The sequence below is a fragment of the Halalkalibacterium ligniniphilum genome, from assembly GCF_000334155.1.
Taxonomy (GTDB): Bacteria; Bacillota; Bacilli; order Bacillales; family Bacillaceae_D; genus Halalkalibacterium; species Halalkalibacterium ligniniphilum.
In genome coordinates this window covers 1-16,963 of sequence record NZ_ANNK01000014.1, presented here as the reverse complement: position 1 = coordinate 16,963, position 16,963 = coordinate 1, and the positions used below count along the sequence as shown (strand labels likewise).

Genomic DNA, 16,963 nt, shown 5'->3' with positions numbered 1-16,963 from the left:
CTACTTTTTTACTACCCCCCTTTATTTAATTGCAAACATAATATCTGTTTCTGCCACAACTTTTCCGTCAACGGTTGCGATTCCATGTCCTTTTCCAATCGGTCCCTTGATCCGCACAATTTCCACCTCAAGACGAAGCTGGTCACCTGGCTTTACTTGCTCTTTAAAGCGACAATTATCAATCCCTGCGAAAAATGCAAGCTTTCCTTGATTGGCTTCCACCTTTAAAATCGCCACTGCGCCAACTTGGGCAAGCGCTTCAACAATGAGAACGCCAGGCATGACTGGATAATCAGGGAAATGCCCGTTAAAATATTCTTCATTGGCCGTCACATTTTTTATACCAACAGCACGCTTCCCGTCCTCTACTTCCTCGATGCGGTCAATTAAAAGGAATGGATATCGATGTGGGATGATTTTTTTTATTTCTTCAATTGATAGCATATTTTCAACCCTTTCCAAAAGCAATTTTCGTGTAACCACCTTCTATCATACTGTTGTCAATACTTGTTTGTCTACGGAGTTATGAATGGAAATACAAAAGGCGGGGAATGTCCTTTTTGACTGAATGTATAGAGAAGAATCATCGAGAGGATGTGGGATGACTGCATGCCAAGGTGGGTTAATAGGGGTTCTAATGAGAAGGGAATTAGGGATGGAAGAATGGGGCTTAGCCTTCATCAACGACATCCCCGTCCATGAGATTCAGAATATGCTGCCACGTTTCCATTTTTAGGGCATCAAGCGGTTCACCGTTTCCAACGACCCCATACCCGAACATGACGCCCAAAAGTAAGCTAGCGCTGACAAGAACGGCCACAAGGATCAAGCGGAGCCAAATCGGGATTAGACGGATACGCTCTCGCTTTGGTCGCCGTTTTTTTTCACGTGTCTCCCCGTCTGCTTCTCCCTCTTTCCCTTGAGGCTCTGCTTCCTTTGTTTCCTGTACGTCTACTTCTTCAATTGTCTCACGCTGCTTTTCTTGTTCACTCATGGTTCTCTCCTCAGTGGTCTAGCGGGATATAAGGGGATTAACGTCGAAGGCCATTCACGAGTCCCATCATGTCATCCGCTATCGAGATGGATCGGGCATTAAATTGATAATGACGCTGAGTGTTCAGGAGCTCCGTCATTTCACGACTCATGTCAACATTTGATGCTTCCAATGATCGTTGCATTAAGTTTCCTTCATCACCAGGCACAACTTCAAACACATCAGCTTCAGCATAGCCAAGGGCAGCTAAATCTGGCATTTGAAAATGATTACCACCAACAGCTTCTAACAATTGTGGCTTGATCACACTGATTAACTGAAGCTGACCCGCATCAACCACCGTGTCATCAAGTAATGTGATGGTCAAGTTTCCTTCTTTGCTAAGGGTTATCTCCTTATAATTCAAGGGGATATTGATTCGTTGTTGTTCCCCGTCTAATAGATAATCACCGTTGCTTGTGACAAGCGTTAGCGCATTCGGGTTATCAGGGTCTTCACTTAAATAAAACGCGCCATCACGGGTGAGACGGGTGACCATTTCTCCGTTCACATTTGTAGCAACCTCAAAAAAGTGGTTCGGATGAGCAATCGCAAAATCAAGCATCCGTCCAGTTTCACGGATCGCCCCCTGCTCAAGGCGCACGGCCGTTTCCCCGAGCCTCGCCCCTGATCCGACGCGAAGTCCGTTCGGTGTGAGGCGGCCCCCTTCTTGCTGCACTGTTTGGTTGTTCACTTGCTGGAACAATAGATCTGAAAATGTTGCTTCACGACGCTTGAAGCCCGTCGTATTGCTATTTGCTAGATTATTTGAAAGGGTATCAAGCTTCCGTTGCAGCTGCCCCATCGTGACAGATGCAGAAATCAACGAACCATTCATTGTTATCCCTCAATTCCTCTTAATCCTGTCTTAGCCAAGACGTCCAATTTCATTCACTGCTTTTTCTAAGCTCTGATCATATGCTTGCAGGACGCGTTGATTCGCTTCAAATGAACGATATGCCGCCATCATTTCCGTCATCGTTTGCGCTGCATCTACATTTGAGCGCTCCACAAACCCTTGTTGCAGCTGATAAGTCACTGCTGCATTCCCAATCGCTGTCGGAAGTTCACCCTCGCCCTCAAAGCGAAGCAAACCGTTACCTTCCTTTACGAGTAGCATTGGATTTTCAGCGAAAACAACGTTTAGCTGACCGACAACCGCACCATCGTCACTCGTAATAACACCCTCACGGTTCACAACAAACGACTCATTGTTCACCTGCAGTGGCTCTCCATCCACTCCGAGGAGATAGTTTCCGTTGCTTGTAACAAGAAATCCTTGTCCATCAACGGTAAAATTACTGCTTCGTGTATAACGTACTTCCCCGTCACCAGCAGCCTGAACCGTGTAAAACAAAGCCCCAGGCTGTCCATTTTCAGGATTTTGCGGAACGACACCTTGGAGCAGGGCAACATCGGTGCGGTTCCCTGTTTCTGCAAGGTCACCTTGGCGGTAGTTTGGCATTCGCTCCTGTAAATAAACCCCTGTTGTGAGTTCACCTATGTAAGGCGCCGCATGACGAGGCATACTTGCCGTATCCATTGCAGCAATTAGCATATTCGGAAATGAGCGCAATGACGCTTGGTCTGCCTTAAAACCAGGGGTATTCGCATTGGCTAAATTATTGGTCAGCATTTCTTGACGCTGCTGTTGGGCGATCATCCCTGCAGCGGCACCGTACATTCCACGAAGCATTCCGTTATCCTCCTTTTTACGCACACATGAGCATCATGGCCGAGTATCATCCTCGCCCATTTGGACATTGAGCACGTGAAGATGAGATTCGATCCATGATTCGATCGTCTTTATTCATAGTATCGGTAAAATCAATCACAGATTTCATCCGTTCTTTCAACTGTTTAAATCCGAACTTTTTTGCTCGACATCCGGTCTAAATTTTCTAAAATTCTTCCTGTTCCTTTCGCCACACAGTGCATCGGTTCATCTGCTACAAGAACAGGAACCTTTAATTCCTCAGCAAGAAGTAAATCAATGCCATGAAGCAAAGCACCACCGCCGGTTAAAATCACACCACGATCAATAATATCAGCAGATAGCTCTGGAGGAGTTTGTTCCAGAACTTGTTTTGCCGCTTGCACAATATAGGAAACAGGTTCAGCTAACGCTTGCTGTATCTCTTTTGAGTTTACCGTAATCGTACGTGGAAGTCCACTGACCATATCACGTCCGCGAATCTCAATTTCTTCATAACGAGCACCCGGAAATACCGTTGCCACTTCGATTTTAATGTTTTCAGCTGTCCGTTCTCCAATGAGAAGCTTGTACTCTTTCTTAATGTAATTTAAAATTTCAACGTCGAATTTGTCGCCTGCAACTTTAATGGAAGAGGCGGTGACGATATCACCCATGGAAAGAACAGCAACATCCGTTGTTCCACCGCCTATGTCGACAACCATGTTACCGCTTGGTTGAAAAATATCCATTCCTGCACCGATTGCAGCTACTTTCGGTTCCTCTTCCAAATACACATTTTTGCCGCCACTCTTCTCTGCCGCTTCACGGATCGCTTTTTGCTCAACGGACGTAATGTTCGTTGGACAACAGATCAGGATGCGCGGCTTAGAGAACATCGTTTTTACATTGATTTTATTTAAAAAGTGCTTCAACATCGATTCTGTCATTTCAAAATTGGCAATGACGCCATCTTTCATAGGACGCAAGGCAACAATATTTCCTGGTGTTCGTCCGACCATGCGAAAAGCTTCTTCTCCCACAGCAAGCACTCGATTACTTGAAGTTTCTACAGCAACGACTGCCGGCTCATCAAGAACAACACCATTTCCTTTCACATAAATCAGGACATTTGCTGTACCTAAATCAATCCCTATATCCCTACCAAACATGTTTTGTTCCTCCCTATTTTCCAAAACATTAGGCGTAATTACTGATTCGTTTTACCTAATTAATCATTTTAACATATTTTTCTCATACAGGGATTGATTTTATGAATTTTAACTGCGAGTTTTTATCGTCTGTGACTCCTTTGCATCACCCGTTTTCTTGTATTTGACCTTTGTCGCCTCACCGCCCCGTAAATGGCGAATCGATTTGTGGTACTCAAGAATCTCCTTGACCTCGTTTGCTAGCTCTGGATTAATTTCAGGCAAGCGTTCTGTGAGATCCTTGTGTACGGTACTTTTCGAGACGCCAAACTCCTTGGCGATTGTTCGCACCGTTTTCCTCGTCTCGACAATATACCTGCCAATCTTGATAGTACGCTCTTTGATGTAATCGTGCACACCACTCGCCTCCCTAAGTCTGTGTTGGTGAATGGTACAGTTTATTAAGGAGGGATGGCATATATACCATATTATTCAAAGGACGAGTATGATTCTAACGCCCAGTCTTACAGGAAAAAAATGAATTAACATGAGCTACACCTGCGAACAATCAATTTACGAATTGACAGACAACTGAGGACAATGGTCGATGGCTTTTTGAATCGTGACAAATATTTGCTTCATTTTTCTACAACGAGTTCAGCGCCCCCTCTGTACACCAGTTTTAAGACATGTACAAGCGCCTTGTTTAGCGGCGGCAAGCGCTGAGAACGCTGAACAGAAAACGTTTCTTTATTTCGCAACAGGAGTGGAGGCGACGTGGAGCCGCTGGCGCCCAGTTTATCTTTTGAATGAACGAAGCTGGAAAAGACACATCCCCTCACAAATGCCCTTTCTATCAGCTTTTATCGTCAATGCTTCCTTTATCCTATGAAGCAATCGCTCTTGTTATTAAAATTTCAGCGTTCTCGTTGTGAGTCTACTAAGGTCAACAAGATCCCCCTCACTGCCACCATCCTCAACAAATTGAAAAAACCGCTCATCCTTCTCCCCTCTGATAGCGTGATACTGCTTCGTTTAATCGAATCGAGAGGATCGCCTCATCGGCAAAATGGAGATTTCCGCCATTCCCCTGGAAATAACCCCTTTTTTCGCCAAAGCACGCACCTGCTAGCGGCGTCCCTTCCACGATTTACTGTGGGCGCTAAAGGATCCTATTTATTATAAGCGCTATCATTCCTTGTTTTAAAAAACTACCACGCATATGATGCAGATAAGGATCTATCTATACTATTACAGAATATTAACTTCACACCTGTTATATCTAATTGTTTAGAATTTTCAGATGTTTATCAAGCGAATTTTTTATTTTAACAAAAGGGGACGAAGCTTCAGCACAAGTTGATGAAACAATGATGTACTTCCGCTCACACCCCTTCATTAAACGGTGCTCCGCATTACTTGACGAACTCGTTTTCATCCTTGTGGGAAGAGTATCCACTCATGAGACTATATGCTTCCCAACGTATTCGTTACATTTCTATTTAAAACGCCACTCACGTATTATGAAAGGGCCTGCCATCTCATCTGAGAGGACAGACCCTTTGAAGATAGACAACTCGAAATCAACCTTTCCCTAAACTTTATGCTGGTTCACGGTACCCTGTATTCGCTTTTACCTTTACCTCTGCAAAGCGCTTCGCATCGATTTTTCCTGAAATGATGGTTCCTAAAAATCCCCCTAGAAAGCCGAGCGGCACAGAAATAATCGCCGGGTTAGATAAGCCAAATAGAGGCTCTCCAACAAAGATAGCTGCACCTTCAACAGGAGAAATGACATTTGGACTAACAGCAACAAGGACAATTGCAGAAATTAAACCTGTTAACACACTGGAAATGGCTCCTGTTGTATTGAATTTTTTCCAATAAATTGTATAGACGATAACTGGTAGATTCGCACTTGCAGCAACACAAAAGGCAAGCGCTACAAGAAAAGCAACGTTCATACTTTGAGCAAACAACGCTAACATAATTGAAAAAACAGACACACCGATTGACGCATAACGAGCCGCTAGTACTTGCTGTCTTTCTGTTGCTTGTCCTTTTTTAATGATCTGGCCATAAATGTCATGGGCAAAAGCGGAAGCACCTGATAGAACAAGACCTGCAACGACAGCTAAAATCGTCGCAAAAGCAACGGCCGAAACAAAGGAAAATAATAGATCTCCACCGAGTGCGTCTGCAAGCATTGGCGCAGCCATATTCCCAGCTGGATTTGCTGCAATAATTTGATCATAGCCAACGAAGATTGCAGCGCCAAATCCTAAGAAAATCGTTAATACGTAAAAAATTCCAACAATCCATGTCGCAGTAATGACTGAGCTGCGTGCAGTTTTTGCGTCCTTCACTGTAAAAAAGCGCATTAAGATATGTGGCAGACCGGCAGTCCCAAGCACAAGGGCAATCATTAATGAAATTGAATCCAACGGCAATCTTGATTGGAGACCAGGGTTTAAAAAGTCAGCTCCATGAGGTGTTGCTGTCTTCACCTCGGCAAACAGCTGGAAAAGATTGAAATTAAATTGGACTAAGACAAGAATGGAAATGAGGGCGGTCCCCACCATCAATAAGACAGCTTTAATTATTTGAACCCAGCTTGTTGCTGTCATTCCACCAAATAATACATAAATGGTCATCATGACACCAACTAGAATAACGGCAGCCCAATAATCAATGCCAAACAATAATTGAATGAGAGCACCAGCACCTACAAGCTGGGCAATCATATAAAAAATAACGATTGTAATCGTACTGAACGCGGCAACACCGCGTACTTTTTTTGCATCAAAGCGGGCATTAATCATATCGGCAAGCGTGAATTTCCCCAAGTTTCGAAGTGGCTCTGCAACAATAAACAAAACAACCAAATACGCCACGAGGTAGCCGATGCTGTAGAGGAAGCCGTCAAAGCCAAATAATGCGATCGCTCCCGCAATTCCGAGAAAAGATGCCGCTGACAAGTAGTCCCCCGCAATGGCTAACCCATTTTGCCAACCGGTCAACCCTCCGCCAGCTGTATAAAATTCACTTGCGGTACTCGTTTTCTTTGCTGCAAAATACGTAATCACCAAAGTGCTCAGGACAATTGCTACGAATAAAACAATGACGGTCATGTTCATAGGCTACTTCCCTTCCTTCGTATGCTCTGCGATGATTTCTTCTGCAACTTTGTCAAAATATGCGGCTTTTTTTACATAGATAATACAGAGCACCCACGTCATAATAAATTGAGCGAAAGCTAATACCCAAGCTCCCGTTATATCACCGATAACTGGTTGATCCAGGACAGTTGTATAAACAGCTAAAACAGGTAAAGAAAAATAAAACAACAAGAAGAAGATCGTAATCGGTACAATAAACTTCTTTTTCTCTTGCAGTAGCTTTTTAAATTTTGAGCTATTCACAACCGCTTCATAATCTAACGGTTTTTTATTCGGATCCTTTGCTTCTTCTACATAATGAAATTCCATATGTACACCACTCCTTGTTCATCGTTAAGGAATTTTTTAAATCTTCTGTAAAATTTTTACGGAGAACAAATACGATTTTAATCGAAATTTTTTCACTTCGACAAACGGCAGGCATTGCTTGAGATTATGTAAGCGCAACCATTTTATTTGTCGTCCTTTTCATTTGCCTGGAAGATGACCTCCCTTCTATACTATGACAGTTTAACATCTTTTGTAGTGTTATAGTTCACATTATTCCAAATTTTCGAATCCGAGTCAAGAAGTAGATTTTTATTTATATTTCGAAGGTTGTGTTGATTTTTATGAAAGTATGAATTCAACAGTGAACTGCTCCCACCACTTACCACCCTTACGGGTTGCTTGAAGTGGGGGCTTCTTGGGTAGTCGTCACTTTTAGTAGCTGACGAAATGGACCAAGCTAACCCTCTTGTTCCAAGAGTTTATTTTGTTAGGCAATCGCTAATAAGCGTATGCCTTCTTTCTTGATGTTGATTGCAGAATTATAATCTCTATCAAGTTTTAGACCACAAGAGCATTGGTAAGTACGTTCTGATAACGTTACTTCTCTAACTAAACCACAATCCGAACAAGTCTTTGTCGAAGGAAACCATTTATCAATTTTGACAAGTTGTTTCCCTTGTTCTTTTAGTTTGTACTGTAAGAAAGAAGTGAACATTCCCCATCCGTTATCAGCAACACTTTTGCCAAACTTTAGCGCTTGTGACATACCTTTCATATCTAAATCTTCAATCGCAACAGCATCATAATTCGTTGCTAATTCTTTCGATTTATGGTGAAGAAAGTTTTTGCGTTGATAAGCAACTTTCTCTTGAATTTTCGCTACTCGAATACGTTGTTTATTCCAATTCGAAGAACCTTTCTTTTTACGAGAAAGTTTACGTTGTTCTTGTGCTAACTTATTGAGCATCTGTCGATAAAACTTAGGGTAATTGGCTTTCTCACCCTCGCTATCAACAAACAGCCCATCCATTGCAAAATCTAACCCAACTACTTTTTTGATTGCTTTGGTTTCAATCTCCTTCTCATACTCTGTCAAAATAGAAAGATAGTATTTTCCTGATGCAGTCATAGACAGGGTACACGATTTGATTTTTTGTTCAGAAGGGATTGTTCTATGTTGCTTGATTTTTACCATTTTCAATTTAGGTAATTTGATATGACCATCTAACAACTGAATATTCCCGTTTACGACATTTGTTGTGTAGCTTTGTTTGTGGCGTTTGCTTTTGAATTTTGGGAATTTGGCATTCCTTTTGAAGAATGCTTGATAAGCCTTATCCAAGTTTAGTTGTGCGTTTGCTAACGCTAAAGAGTCTACTTCTTTTAGCCATTCATACTCTTTTTTGTACTTGGCAGGTGTCGGATGTTTTACCTTTTTCAGTGCATCTTTATCATCTTTCAGTAAATCATACGTTTCTTTTCGTTCTGCTAACATTTTGTTATAGACAAAGCGAACGCACCCAAAGGTTTTGTGTATCATTAATTTCTGTTCATCTGTTGGATACAACCTGAACTTGTACGCTTTATTTTGTTTAGTCATATCAAATCACCTCACTTTATCCCTTGATTTTCAATATATTTTTTCACCACTTCAATAGGCGAACCGCCAGTCGTCAACAAACAAAAACTTCTTGACCAAAACATTTCTTTCCATAACCTTTTACGCACATGAGGAAAATCCTTCTTGATAAGTCTTGAACTGGCACTTTTATAGGCATTGATGAATTTCGATAATTCACTATTTGGTTGTGCTTTGAACAAAATATGAACATGGTCAACATCGTGATTCCATTCAACTAATGCAATATTATATTTCTCACTCAACGATACAAATTTATCTTTGGCAAAGTCTGAAATAGTATCATCTATCACTTTCCTTCTATACTTCACTACCAACACAAGATGGTAATACATCAAGAACACTGAATGATTATTACTATCTAATTTCACTGTTATATCAGTCCTTATACTTTATAATACTGATTATGCCACTTTGAGAAAAAAAAGACAAAACTAAAATCCTTTGGGCTGTTGCCCAACCGAAATTCATCTCCCCCTTACCGTTGGGCTACACCCTTCGCACGGTTGAAGAGGGAGACTTCTTTCGGAAGTACGTTAAAAACACAACAATAGGCGCGGTTGTTTTATCCTAGGTTTTGGCAAAACAAAAACAGCTCTCTCGTAAGGAGCTGTTTTTATGATGCTACGGATATCATTGGATAACGTAGTGCTTACGCGCTTTCGTTTATTTCTTCTTCGTCTCCAGCTTGATCATCTGCAGATTCATCTTCATTCGCAGGCTTGTCTGTCTGATCTTTTTCTTCATCTACAGGCTTTTCCTGCTCATCCGCAGCTTCTTTTTCCCCTTCTTGAGGTTCTTCCGCCTTCTCCGTATCTTGGTCCGTCACATTGTTCGGTTCTTCATCGAAAGAAAGCTCCGCCAAAGACTGTATCGTTTGATGAAGAACTTCTTCAGGGTTTAAGGCTAGACCATTTTGACGAATTTCAAAATGAGCGTGAACGCCCGCATCCTCATTATAGAGACTACGTCCAGCTGTTCCGAGGACATCCCCTTGGCGGACTGTCTCGCCTTCTTCTACATTTAACTCTCCTAAGCTATGATAGTGGGTCACGATCCCATTATCATGGTCAATTTCAACGACATACCCTAGTAGTGAATCCTTCTCTGCTTTTACGATTGTTCCGCTTAATGATGCCGTAACATCAAAGCTTTCTTCCCCGTCTTTTGCTAAATCAATGCCTTTGTTTTGGTAGTAGTAATTATTGTAATAGACGAGAGCTGATTGCTGTTCTTCTGGTGTACCATTGACATCATAAAAGGAACCAACGATGTTCACTTCATTTTCATCCGCCACAGGAAGCTTAATGACTTCACTTCCACTTGCAACAGGTACAGCGTCCTCTCCTAGCCCTGTAGAGCCAAATTGATTCTCTTCCACTTCGATGCTTCCATCATCTGGTGCGACAATCTCATCTTGACCTTGCATAAAATATAGGGCACTACTAAGGATCCCAGCGGCAGCCACTAAATAAATGGCAGGAACGAGCCAGCGTTTTCTTAAGAAGCGTTGTACTTGAAATGAACGTTCTTCATTTTTAGACGTTTTTTTGTTGTCTTCATTCATTTTTTTATCACCTCAGCAACCATTCTGATCAGATTGCTGACAATCTATACATCGGTCCGTCGATCTTTTTCCAATAACTTTTCGACAAAAAGGCTCAAAACCTGAAAAAGAAGGATCCTTCCTCGTAAAATAATCGAAAACAGCCGCTCTCTAAAGCTTTTTTATGACATTTTTAATCAGAAAGCATAGGACGTTGCCGGCAAACGCTCTGATGCTTCATGCAAAAAAACTTTCCTGTGTTGTTTTTTTAAAGTATTGTCGCCCATAGGTTGAGTTAGGATCGACCTTTTCATCGTCTTAACGGACATCTCATTCCCGATTTGTGAAAGAATGTTCTCTCTAATGAATCGAAAATGGGCAGTGCCCTCAGCACCACCCTTTCTCATTCTATATAGGCGGTTAATTTTTCTTCATATACGTCAATGGTGTCGATCGTCACACCACGATAATAATGATTGACGATTTCTTTGTAATCGCTGCCACCTCGCGCCATCCCATCAGCACCGTACTGACTCATTCCAACTCCGTGCCCCCAGCCTTTTGTTTCAATGACAATCTCTTCCCCCTGCCTTCGCCACTGAAAATCAGAGGAATCAAGGCCAAGCAAATCCCGTATCTCCCGTCCACTAAGTTCTTTGCCACTCACATTAACGGTGGCGACGCGTCCTCCATCGGTTCGCGCCACGATTGTCCCTACACTTCCATCTGCAGGCAGTGTCACACCAAGCTTTGTCTGAAACTCGCTTACTGAAATGATTTTTTCTCCTGTAAAACGAGGCGAATTTTGATCCCAAGGGCTTTCGACGCTCCGTAAATAGGGAATTGGACTTAACCAGTAATCCTCGGAGTTTTCCGTATACCCGTTACTCGTTGAAAAAAAAGCTGCCGTAATCGGCTCTCCCTCATACGTGAGAATTTGACTCTGTGTTGAAAAGACTGCTTCTCTAATGCGCGCGATCTTCCATTCGTATTCTTTTCCCCAAAGCTCCCTTAGTTCCTCATCATTATGGTAAACCTGGTGCGAGACCGTATCCGTGACAACTGCCCCTTCTGGCAGCTCAATGTCTGCTGGCTGCAGCATTTGCTGCAAAATGTACGTTCGAGCAGTGAGCGCCTGTGCTTTTAATGCTTCGACTTCAAAATTGGCGGGCATTTCGGAGGCAACAACGCCAACGACATAGTCTTCTAGTGGTACTTCCTCCACTTTTTCTGAGCTGCTTCGATAGACGTGAACTGAAACATCACTACCTGGGTGTTCAAGCTGTTCGACGGCTTGATGCTCTCCCATCGTTTGCATTTGAGAGGTGACGTTTTCTTGTTCGTTCGAAAATAAGACGAGCATCGCTGGCAAGATAAGAATGACTGTGCAAAGAATGCTTCCAAAAATAATGAAACGTTTCATCCCAATGCCTCCATTAATCAATTGTCTACCCAATCATTCTATGCAGGCTGGGTTCATGCTAGACCTATTTTCCGCAAAGAAGCAATGCTACCCTGAGAATAGGATTAACCTATAAAAAGTTCCTTCTATCTGTTTGTTGGAAATTGCAAGTCTTTACAAAAGGGAACATTTGTTCTAAAATGGTTCAAGAGGGAAATATAAAACAATTGATTATGCAAGCGGGTATAATTTGGAGGAAAAAGGACAAGCTATAAAGATGAATAGGGTTATAGCTTATGGTATGTCTTTAAAATCGCTCCCCTATGTTTAAAGCACTGTTTCCTTTTTCACCAAACCTGCATGAGCGGATCAATCAAATAATTTTGAGCAGCCTTTCAATGAAGGGGGTGGAAGCAAAAGAGTTTCCTTGTTGCATCAGCTTGAACGGAAAGATCCTTTTCCAATGAAAAAGAAAAGCCCTTTTTAACAAAGGGCTAGACTAGGTTCGTATTTAACTTTAATGGGACAGGAGCCGCAACCGTTTCTATAACGGTTTCAGCGACCATTTCTGTACGCTCCACATCAGCTCCAAGCTGAGCCAGCTTACCTGCAAGGTTTACATAGCCTCGGTCCACGTGCTTTAATTCAACAACGCGCGTAACACCTTCTGCTACAAGACCCGCTAAAACAAGGGCCGCACCTGCACGAAGGTCCGTTGCAGAAACTTCCGCTCCTTGAAGCTTGGATGGTCCTGAGATAATCGCTGAACGTCCTTCAATTTTAATGTTGCCGTTCATGCGGCGGAACTCTTCTACGTGCATAAAACGGTTTTCAAAGACCGTTTCTGTGATCACACTTGTTCCATCTGCTTGTAAAAGCAATGCCATCATTTGTGCCTGCATATCAGTTGGGAAGCCTGGATGTGGCATTGTTTTTAAATCAACTGGCTTTAATTTCTCTGGGCCGACTACGCGTAATCCGTTTTCTTCTTCTGTAATTTCCACACCCATCTCTTCCATCTTTGCCACAAGCGGACGTAGATGCTCAGCTACCGCACCTTCAACAAACACATCCCCTTGGGTAATCGCAGCTGCCACCATAAAAGTACCTGCTTCGATGCGATCAGGAATCACTGTATGGTTCGCACCGAAAAGCTCGTCAACGCCTTCAATTCGAATCACACCTGTTCCTGCACCACGAACCTTCGCACCCATTGCATTTAAATAATTAGCAAGACAGACAATTTCAGGTTCTTCTGCTGCATTTTCAAGGATTGTTGTTCCTTCAGCTAACACAGCTGCCATCATAATGTTTTCTGTGGCACCTACACTTGGGAAGTCAAGGTAAATTTTTGTTCCTCGCAAACGACCATCAATTTTCGCTTCAATAAACCCATTACCAATTTCAACCGTAGCACCCATTGCTTCGAAGCCTTTTAAATGTTGATCAATTGGTCGTGAACCGATTGCGCACCCACCAGGAAGCGCAATTCGTGCATGACCAACGCGAGCAAGCAAAGGACCCATTACGAGGAATGAGGCACGCATTTTTCGGACATACTCAAATGGTGCTTCTGTTTTTAATGGTTTTTCCGCATCAACGGTAAATGAACCATTTTCATACTCTACGTCTATATTAAGATTTCTTAATACTTCTTTCATTGTGTATACATCTGCTAAGGAAGGCACATCATAAATTGTGCTCGTGCCGCGGCTTGCTAGAATCGATGCAGCAATGACAGGCAACACGGCATTCTTCGCTCCCTCTACTTTCACGGTACCACGTAGCCGCCTGCCACCCCGTACAATAATTTTTTCCAACGTATTCCCCTCCGCGTCTAGTTATTGTGGTCTCTTCTATATCATTAATATTCATTCGTAATAATAGGCGTGCCAATTGTGACGGTCGTTCGTCCGCCCAATCCATCGTTGTGTCGAAGCGCCAGTTGTAAGTTCATTGTTTTTCCATTCGTCACAATGAAATCGGTCCACTGGTTATTATATGCAGAGAGGGAGACAAACGCTTCTTCTTTTAAGGCTTCCACTTCCTTTGCGTCAAATTCCATCAGAAGTTGTTGTGCCATTTGATAAAGGGTTGTATCATTGTTCGTATCTGTTTTTCCAACGACCGTAACAAACATGTCGTTCTCTTGAAGCCCGAATGATTGTTGCTGGGTTTCCACATACGTTACAACCTTTTGTTTGTTTGCTTCTCTCCATTTCCCGTGAACATCATAAATCATATAGATTTGCCTACTATTATGTGTTGGGTAAGCAAGAATGGTTAGTTTCTCGGTGAGTGCTAGATGTGGGTGAGCGCGAACAGCCTTGGCCGTCCAATGAGGGTCTTCTGCACTTGGTTCTGATACTTCCCAGCCTGATAAGGGCTCAAGCACAGCCCTAACCTGTTGGTCGTATGACTCAAAATCCTTTGCATGACTTACATGTTTTCTCGTATAGAACGTCCACTCTTCCACATCAATGTTGTTCGCATTCAATTGCTCAACCATATGCTGAAGCTTGTGCATGGATGACTCCGTTTCTTCCCCGTATGCATGAAAATGTGCGAACCATGTTATGAGCGTAAGAACCATAAGCCCTAACCCTGTTCGTGCTTTCATGTTAAAATCCCCTCTCCGTGTCAATGTCATTACTAACATTTTTTCCAAGAGAAGGCCTTGCATACATGGAAGTTGTAGTCAACACTCGACATTCTTCACTTCCATTACCAAAGGTGGCGAAGCATCATGGATGAATTGAAATAGTCCATAAAAAAGCTACTCACTAGATGACCAATGGCAATCGTCAATAAAATCATCAGTAATTTCGCTTGTGGACCTTTCGGGTTTTTGACAAAAAGGTCAAACCTAAACGATTGTAGAGCCCACCACGTAATAGCAAGGAACACTACATTTACAAAAATATGTATTAGTGCCTGCTGTCCGAAGCCCTCCATCATCTCTTTAGTCTCCTTTTTCGACATTTATGAAAGTGCTCTTTTGCATCTTTCAAAAAAATCCGACTTCCTCAATATAAAGCAGACTGTTCTTGAAAAAAAGGGGCAAAATTCCCATCCTTATTAAAAACAATCCACATTTCATATTACCTTATCACCCGCCAAAAATCTACAATTTTCATCGAAATGACACTAAGTCGTACGTACCTTTTTTTCTTCAGTGCTAAGTGCCGCTCATCACATTTTTGTCTAAAGTCATTGATTTTTGTTGAAATCCATCGTTCTAAGTCGTTTTCACTTTAAAAAAATCCCTTTGCTTTCCCTTTTTAACCAAACAAAAACGAGATCAGCTAACAGTCTGTTCCCGTTTTCAGTGAAAAAAAAACGTTTTTTAGGCTGGTTAAAGCAATTCACCAAGTTGAAAATATTGAAAAAAGAACTCGAACGCAAGATTTGGAAAAAGACCAAGGCCAATGACCGCAGCGATGGCTACTGTGATGACCGCACGGATCCCAAGAGGCACTTGAATGACCTCCTCTGACTCTGGTGGTCGTGCAAAGATTTGGGTGACGATTCGGAAATAGTAAACGTAGGATAAAACAGAGCCTGCGACCATCACTCCAGCTAGAAAATAATTGGCACTACTGAGAGCACCGACAAAAATAAAATATTTTCCCATAAACCCGGCTGTCAATGGAATGCCGGCAAGAGAGAGCAAAAATCCGGTCATGGTCATTGCTAGGAACGGTGAGCGCTGGTAAAGACCGGCAAATGCAGCAATTGTTTCTGTTTTACTATGTGCTAAAACGACTTGAATAATCGCGAAGGCTCCGACATTCATCAAAAGATAGATGAACAAATAAAACCAAATGTTTTCGAACACGAGAACGGTAAGCGCTGCAAGTGGTACGAGGACATACCCGGCCTGTGCAATGCTCGAATAGGCAAATAAGCGTTTCATTCCGTATTCCTTCAGAGCTAGAAGGTTTCCAACCAGAATGGTTGTCGCCGCCAGAAAAATAAAGAACCATTGCGTATCAAGTAGAAAAGGCTGATTGAGAGTAGCATTGGGTGCTGATGCAAATATAACGAACACAATGCGCAAAAGCATGGCAAAGCCAGCAATTTTAGAGACGACACTTAAAAAGGCAGCAATCGGTGTAGCGGCACCATCATACACATCAGGTGCCCACATATGAAAAGGAATGCCGGCAATTTTGAACATCAGCCCACCAATCATCATCACAAAGGCAATGACGAGTAAAAAAAGATTCTCAGCCACAGCTGGCTGCTGAAGGGCGGCGCCAATTTCAAAGAGATTCGTTTGCCCTGTTAACCCATACACATAGCTCATTCCAAAGAGTGTAAAGGCCGTTGCTACCCCTCCGTTAACATAATATTTAAAAGCTGCCTCGTTCGCTCGAAGCGCTGTTTTTTTCAGTCCCACTAACACATAAGAAGAAAGAGACAAAAGCTCCAACCCTACAAAAAGTGTAAGGAGATCCGCACTTGAAGCCATAATCATGGCACCAAGCAGCGCGGTTAGTATTAGGTAAATATACTCACTACGATGAGAAATTTGCTCTTTTTTCACATCGAAGGAAAGCACTAACACCGACAAAGTACCTAAAAGCAAGAGAAGCTTGAACGAAAGAGAGACGGAATCAAGCCGGTACGTTTCATATAAAATCATCTGTACTGGCGCCCCCAGTTGCCGCAAAGAGAAAAGAAGTGCAAGTACGACCGCTGCAATAGCAAGCCAGTTCAGCATTTTTCGGTCCACTTTTTCTTTCAAAGCGAGATCAAGAATCGATAAGATCGCTGCCGCAATGAAAATGGTAAATTCAGGAGCCATCACTCCCCAAGGGTAGCTAAGCATTGTTTGAAGATCCATGTCATTACCCTCCTATCCGCATGAGCAGTAAGTGTATTGGTTGTTGGAGTGGTTCGGCTAACAGATTCGGATAGATCCCGATGAGCACAATCAGACCGGTAAGAACGAGGGCAGGAATCCATTCTGGTCCTTTTATGTCTTGGAGAATCGCCCATTTTTCTTTGAGCGGACCAAATGTTACACCTAGCACTGCCCGTAGCA

Annotated in this window: 16 protein-coding genes and 1 pseudogene; all 17 read right to left on the bottom strand. The window is 42.6% G+C overall.

Translation table 11 applies throughout. The features are described from left to right. Window positions 1-21 precede the first annotated feature (21 nt). Window positions 22-444: a 3-hydroxyacyl-ACP dehydratase FabZ gene (gene fabZ / locus BLT_RS0101325; RefSeq protein WP_026104924.1), complete on the bottom strand. Its 423-nt coding sequence runs from the start codon at window positions 442-444 to the stop codon at window positions 22-24. Window positions 445-670: 226 nt separating this feature from the next. Continuing rightward, window positions 671-994 (bottom strand): DNA-directed RNA polymerase subunit beta, encoded by a 324-nt coding sequence (locus BLT_RS0101320; RefSeq protein WP_017726032.1) that lies wholly within the window; start codon window positions 992-994, stop codon window positions 671-673. A gap of 37 nt (window positions 995-1,031) precedes the next feature. Further along, window positions 1,032-1,871, bottom strand: coding sequence for a flagellar hook-basal body protein (locus BLT_RS0101315; protein WP_017726031.1), 840 nt, complete (start codon window positions 1,869-1,871; stop codon window positions 1,032-1,034). Between the two features lie 30 nt (window positions 1,872-1,901). Next, on the bottom strand, window positions 1,902-2,729 hold the full coding sequence (locus BLT_RS0101310; protein ID WP_017726030.1) for a flagellar hook-basal body protein: 828 nt from the start codon (window positions 2,727-2,729) through the stop codon (window positions 1,902-1,904). 164 nt (window positions 2,730-2,893) lie between these two features. Further along, window positions 2,894-3,898: a rod shape-determining protein gene (gene mreB, locus BLT_RS0101305; RefSeq protein ID WP_017726029.1), complete on the bottom strand. Its 1,005-nt coding sequence runs from the start codon at window positions 3,896-3,898 to the stop codon at window positions 2,894-2,896. Between the two features lie 108 nt (window positions 3,899-4,006). After that, entirely contained in the window at window positions 4,007-4,294 is a 288-nt protein-coding gene (gene spoIIID / locus BLT_RS0101300) for a sporulation transcriptional regulator SpoIIID (RefSeq protein ID WP_017726028.1), read from the bottom strand. 1,184 nt (window positions 4,295-5,478) lie between these two features. Next, complete coding sequence (locus BLT_RS0101295; RefSeq protein WP_017726027.1) at window positions 5,479-7,014, bottom strand: solute symporter family protein; 1,536 nt, start codon at window positions 7,012-7,014, stop codon at window positions 5,479-5,481. A 3-nt stretch (window positions 7,015-7,017) separates the two neighbouring features. Beyond that, complete coding sequence (locus BLT_RS0101290) at window positions 7,018-7,365, bottom strand: DUF485 domain-containing protein (protein ID WP_017726026.1); 348 nt, start codon at window positions 7,363-7,365, stop codon at window positions 7,018-7,020. 448 nt (window positions 7,366-7,813) lie between these two features. After that, entirely contained in the window at window positions 7,814-8,926 is a 1,113-nt protein-coding gene (locus tag BLT_RS0101285) for an RNA-guided endonuclease TnpB family protein (protein ID WP_017726025.1), read from the bottom strand. Window positions 8,927-8,937: 11 nt separating this feature from the next. After that, window positions 8,938-9,336 (bottom strand): IS200/IS605 family transposase, encoded by a 399-nt coding sequence (tnpA, locus tag BLT_RS0101280; protein ID WP_017726024.1) that lies wholly within the window; start codon window positions 9,334-9,336, stop codon window positions 8,938-8,940. Between the two features lie 281 nt (window positions 9,337-9,617). Further along, on the bottom strand, window positions 9,618-10,532 hold the full coding sequence (locus tag BLT_RS0101275) for a M23 family metallopeptidase (protein ID WP_017726023.1): 915 nt from the start codon (window positions 10,530-10,532) through the stop codon (window positions 9,618-9,620). Between the two features lie 382 nt (window positions 10,533-10,914). After that, on the bottom strand, window positions 10,915-11,934 hold the full coding sequence (spoIID, locus tag BLT_RS0101270; RefSeq protein WP_017726021.1) for a stage II sporulation protein D: 1,020 nt from the start codon (window positions 11,932-11,934) through the stop codon (window positions 10,915-10,917). A 473-nt stretch (window positions 11,935-12,407) separates the two neighbouring features. Further along, a complete protein-coding gene (gene murA / locus BLT_RS0101265; protein ID WP_017726020.1) occupies window positions 12,408-13,733 on the bottom strand; it encodes a UDP-N-acetylglucosamine 1-carboxyvinyltransferase in 1,326 nt (441 codons plus the stop codon). A 44-nt stretch (window positions 13,734-13,777) separates the two neighbouring features. Next, entirely contained in the window at window positions 13,778-14,533 is a 756-nt protein-coding gene (locus BLT_RS22555; protein WP_017726019.1) for a YwmB family TATA-box binding protein, read from the bottom strand. 104 nt (window positions 14,534-14,637) lie between these two features. Beyond that, a complete protein-coding gene (locus BLT_RS0101255) occupies window positions 14,638-14,871 on the bottom strand; it encodes a DUF1146 family protein (protein ID WP_017726018.1) in 234 nt (77 codons plus the stop codon). 397 nt (window positions 14,872-15,268) lie between these two features. Beyond that, window positions 15,269-16,762, bottom strand: coding sequence for an NADH-quinone oxidoreductase subunit NuoN (gene nuoN, locus BLT_RS0101250; RefSeq protein ID WP_017726017.1), 1,494 nt, complete (start codon window positions 16,760-16,762; stop codon window positions 15,269-15,271). 4 nt (window positions 16,763-16,766) lie between these two features. After that, a pseudogene (locus BLT_RS21160) lies at window positions 16,767-16,963 on the bottom strand (NADH-quinone oxidoreductase subunit M); the annotation flags it as partial.

What these genes read in the sequence shown, in the direction of transcription:
- mreB (WP_017726029.1), bottom strand. Translation starts at nt 3,898, where the DNA reads ATGTTTGGTAGGGATATAGGGATTGATTTAGGTACAGCAAATGTCCTG.
- BLT_RS0101275 (WP_017726023.1), bottom strand. Translation starts at nt 10,532, where the DNA reads ATGAATGAAGACAACAAAAAAACGTCTAAAAATGAAGAACGTTCATTT.
- BLT_RS0101295 (WP_017726027.1), bottom strand. Translation starts at nt 7,014, where the DNA reads ATGAACATGACCGTCATTGTTTTATTCGTAGCAATTGTCCTGAGCACT.
- BLT_RS0101285 (WP_017726025.1), bottom strand. Translation starts at nt 8,926, where the DNA reads ATGACTAAACAAAATAAAGCGTACAAGTTCAGGTTGTATCCAACAGAT.
- BLT_RS22555 (WP_017726019.1), bottom strand. Translation starts at nt 14,533, where the DNA reads ATGAAAGCACGAACAGGGTTAGGGCTTATGGTTCTTACGCTCATAACA.
- fabZ (WP_026104924.1), bottom strand. Translation starts at nt 444, where the DNA reads ATGCTATCAATTGAAGAAATAAAAAAAATCATCCCACATCGATATCCA.
- nuoN (WP_017726017.1), bottom strand. Translation starts at nt 16,762, where the DNA reads ATGGATCTTCAAACAATGCTTAGCTACCCTTGGGGAGTGATGGCTCCT.
- spoIID (WP_017726021.1), bottom strand. Translation starts at nt 11,934, where the DNA reads ATGAAACGTTTCATTATTTTTGGAAGCATTCTTTGCACAGTCATTCTT.
- BLT_RS0101290 (WP_017726026.1), bottom strand. Translation starts at nt 7,365, where the DNA reads ATGGAATTTCATTATGTAGAAGAAGCAAAGGATCCGAATAAAAAACCG.
- BLT_RS0101310 (WP_017726030.1), bottom strand. Translation starts at nt 2,729, where the DNA reads ATGCTTCGTGGAATGTACGGTGCCGCTGCAGGGATGATCGCCCAACAG.
- BLT_RS0101320 (WP_017726032.1), bottom strand. Translation starts at nt 994, where the DNA reads ATGAGTGAACAAGAAAAGCAGCGTGAGACAATTGAAGAAGTAGACGTA.
- BLT_RS0101255 (WP_017726018.1), bottom strand. Translation starts at nt 14,871, where the DNA reads ATGATGGAGGGCTTCGGACAGCAGGCACTAATACATATTTTTGTAAAT.
- BLT_RS0101315 (WP_017726031.1), bottom strand. Translation starts at nt 1,871, where the DNA reads ATGAATGGTTCGTTGATTTCTGCATCTGTCACGATGGGGCAGCTGCAA.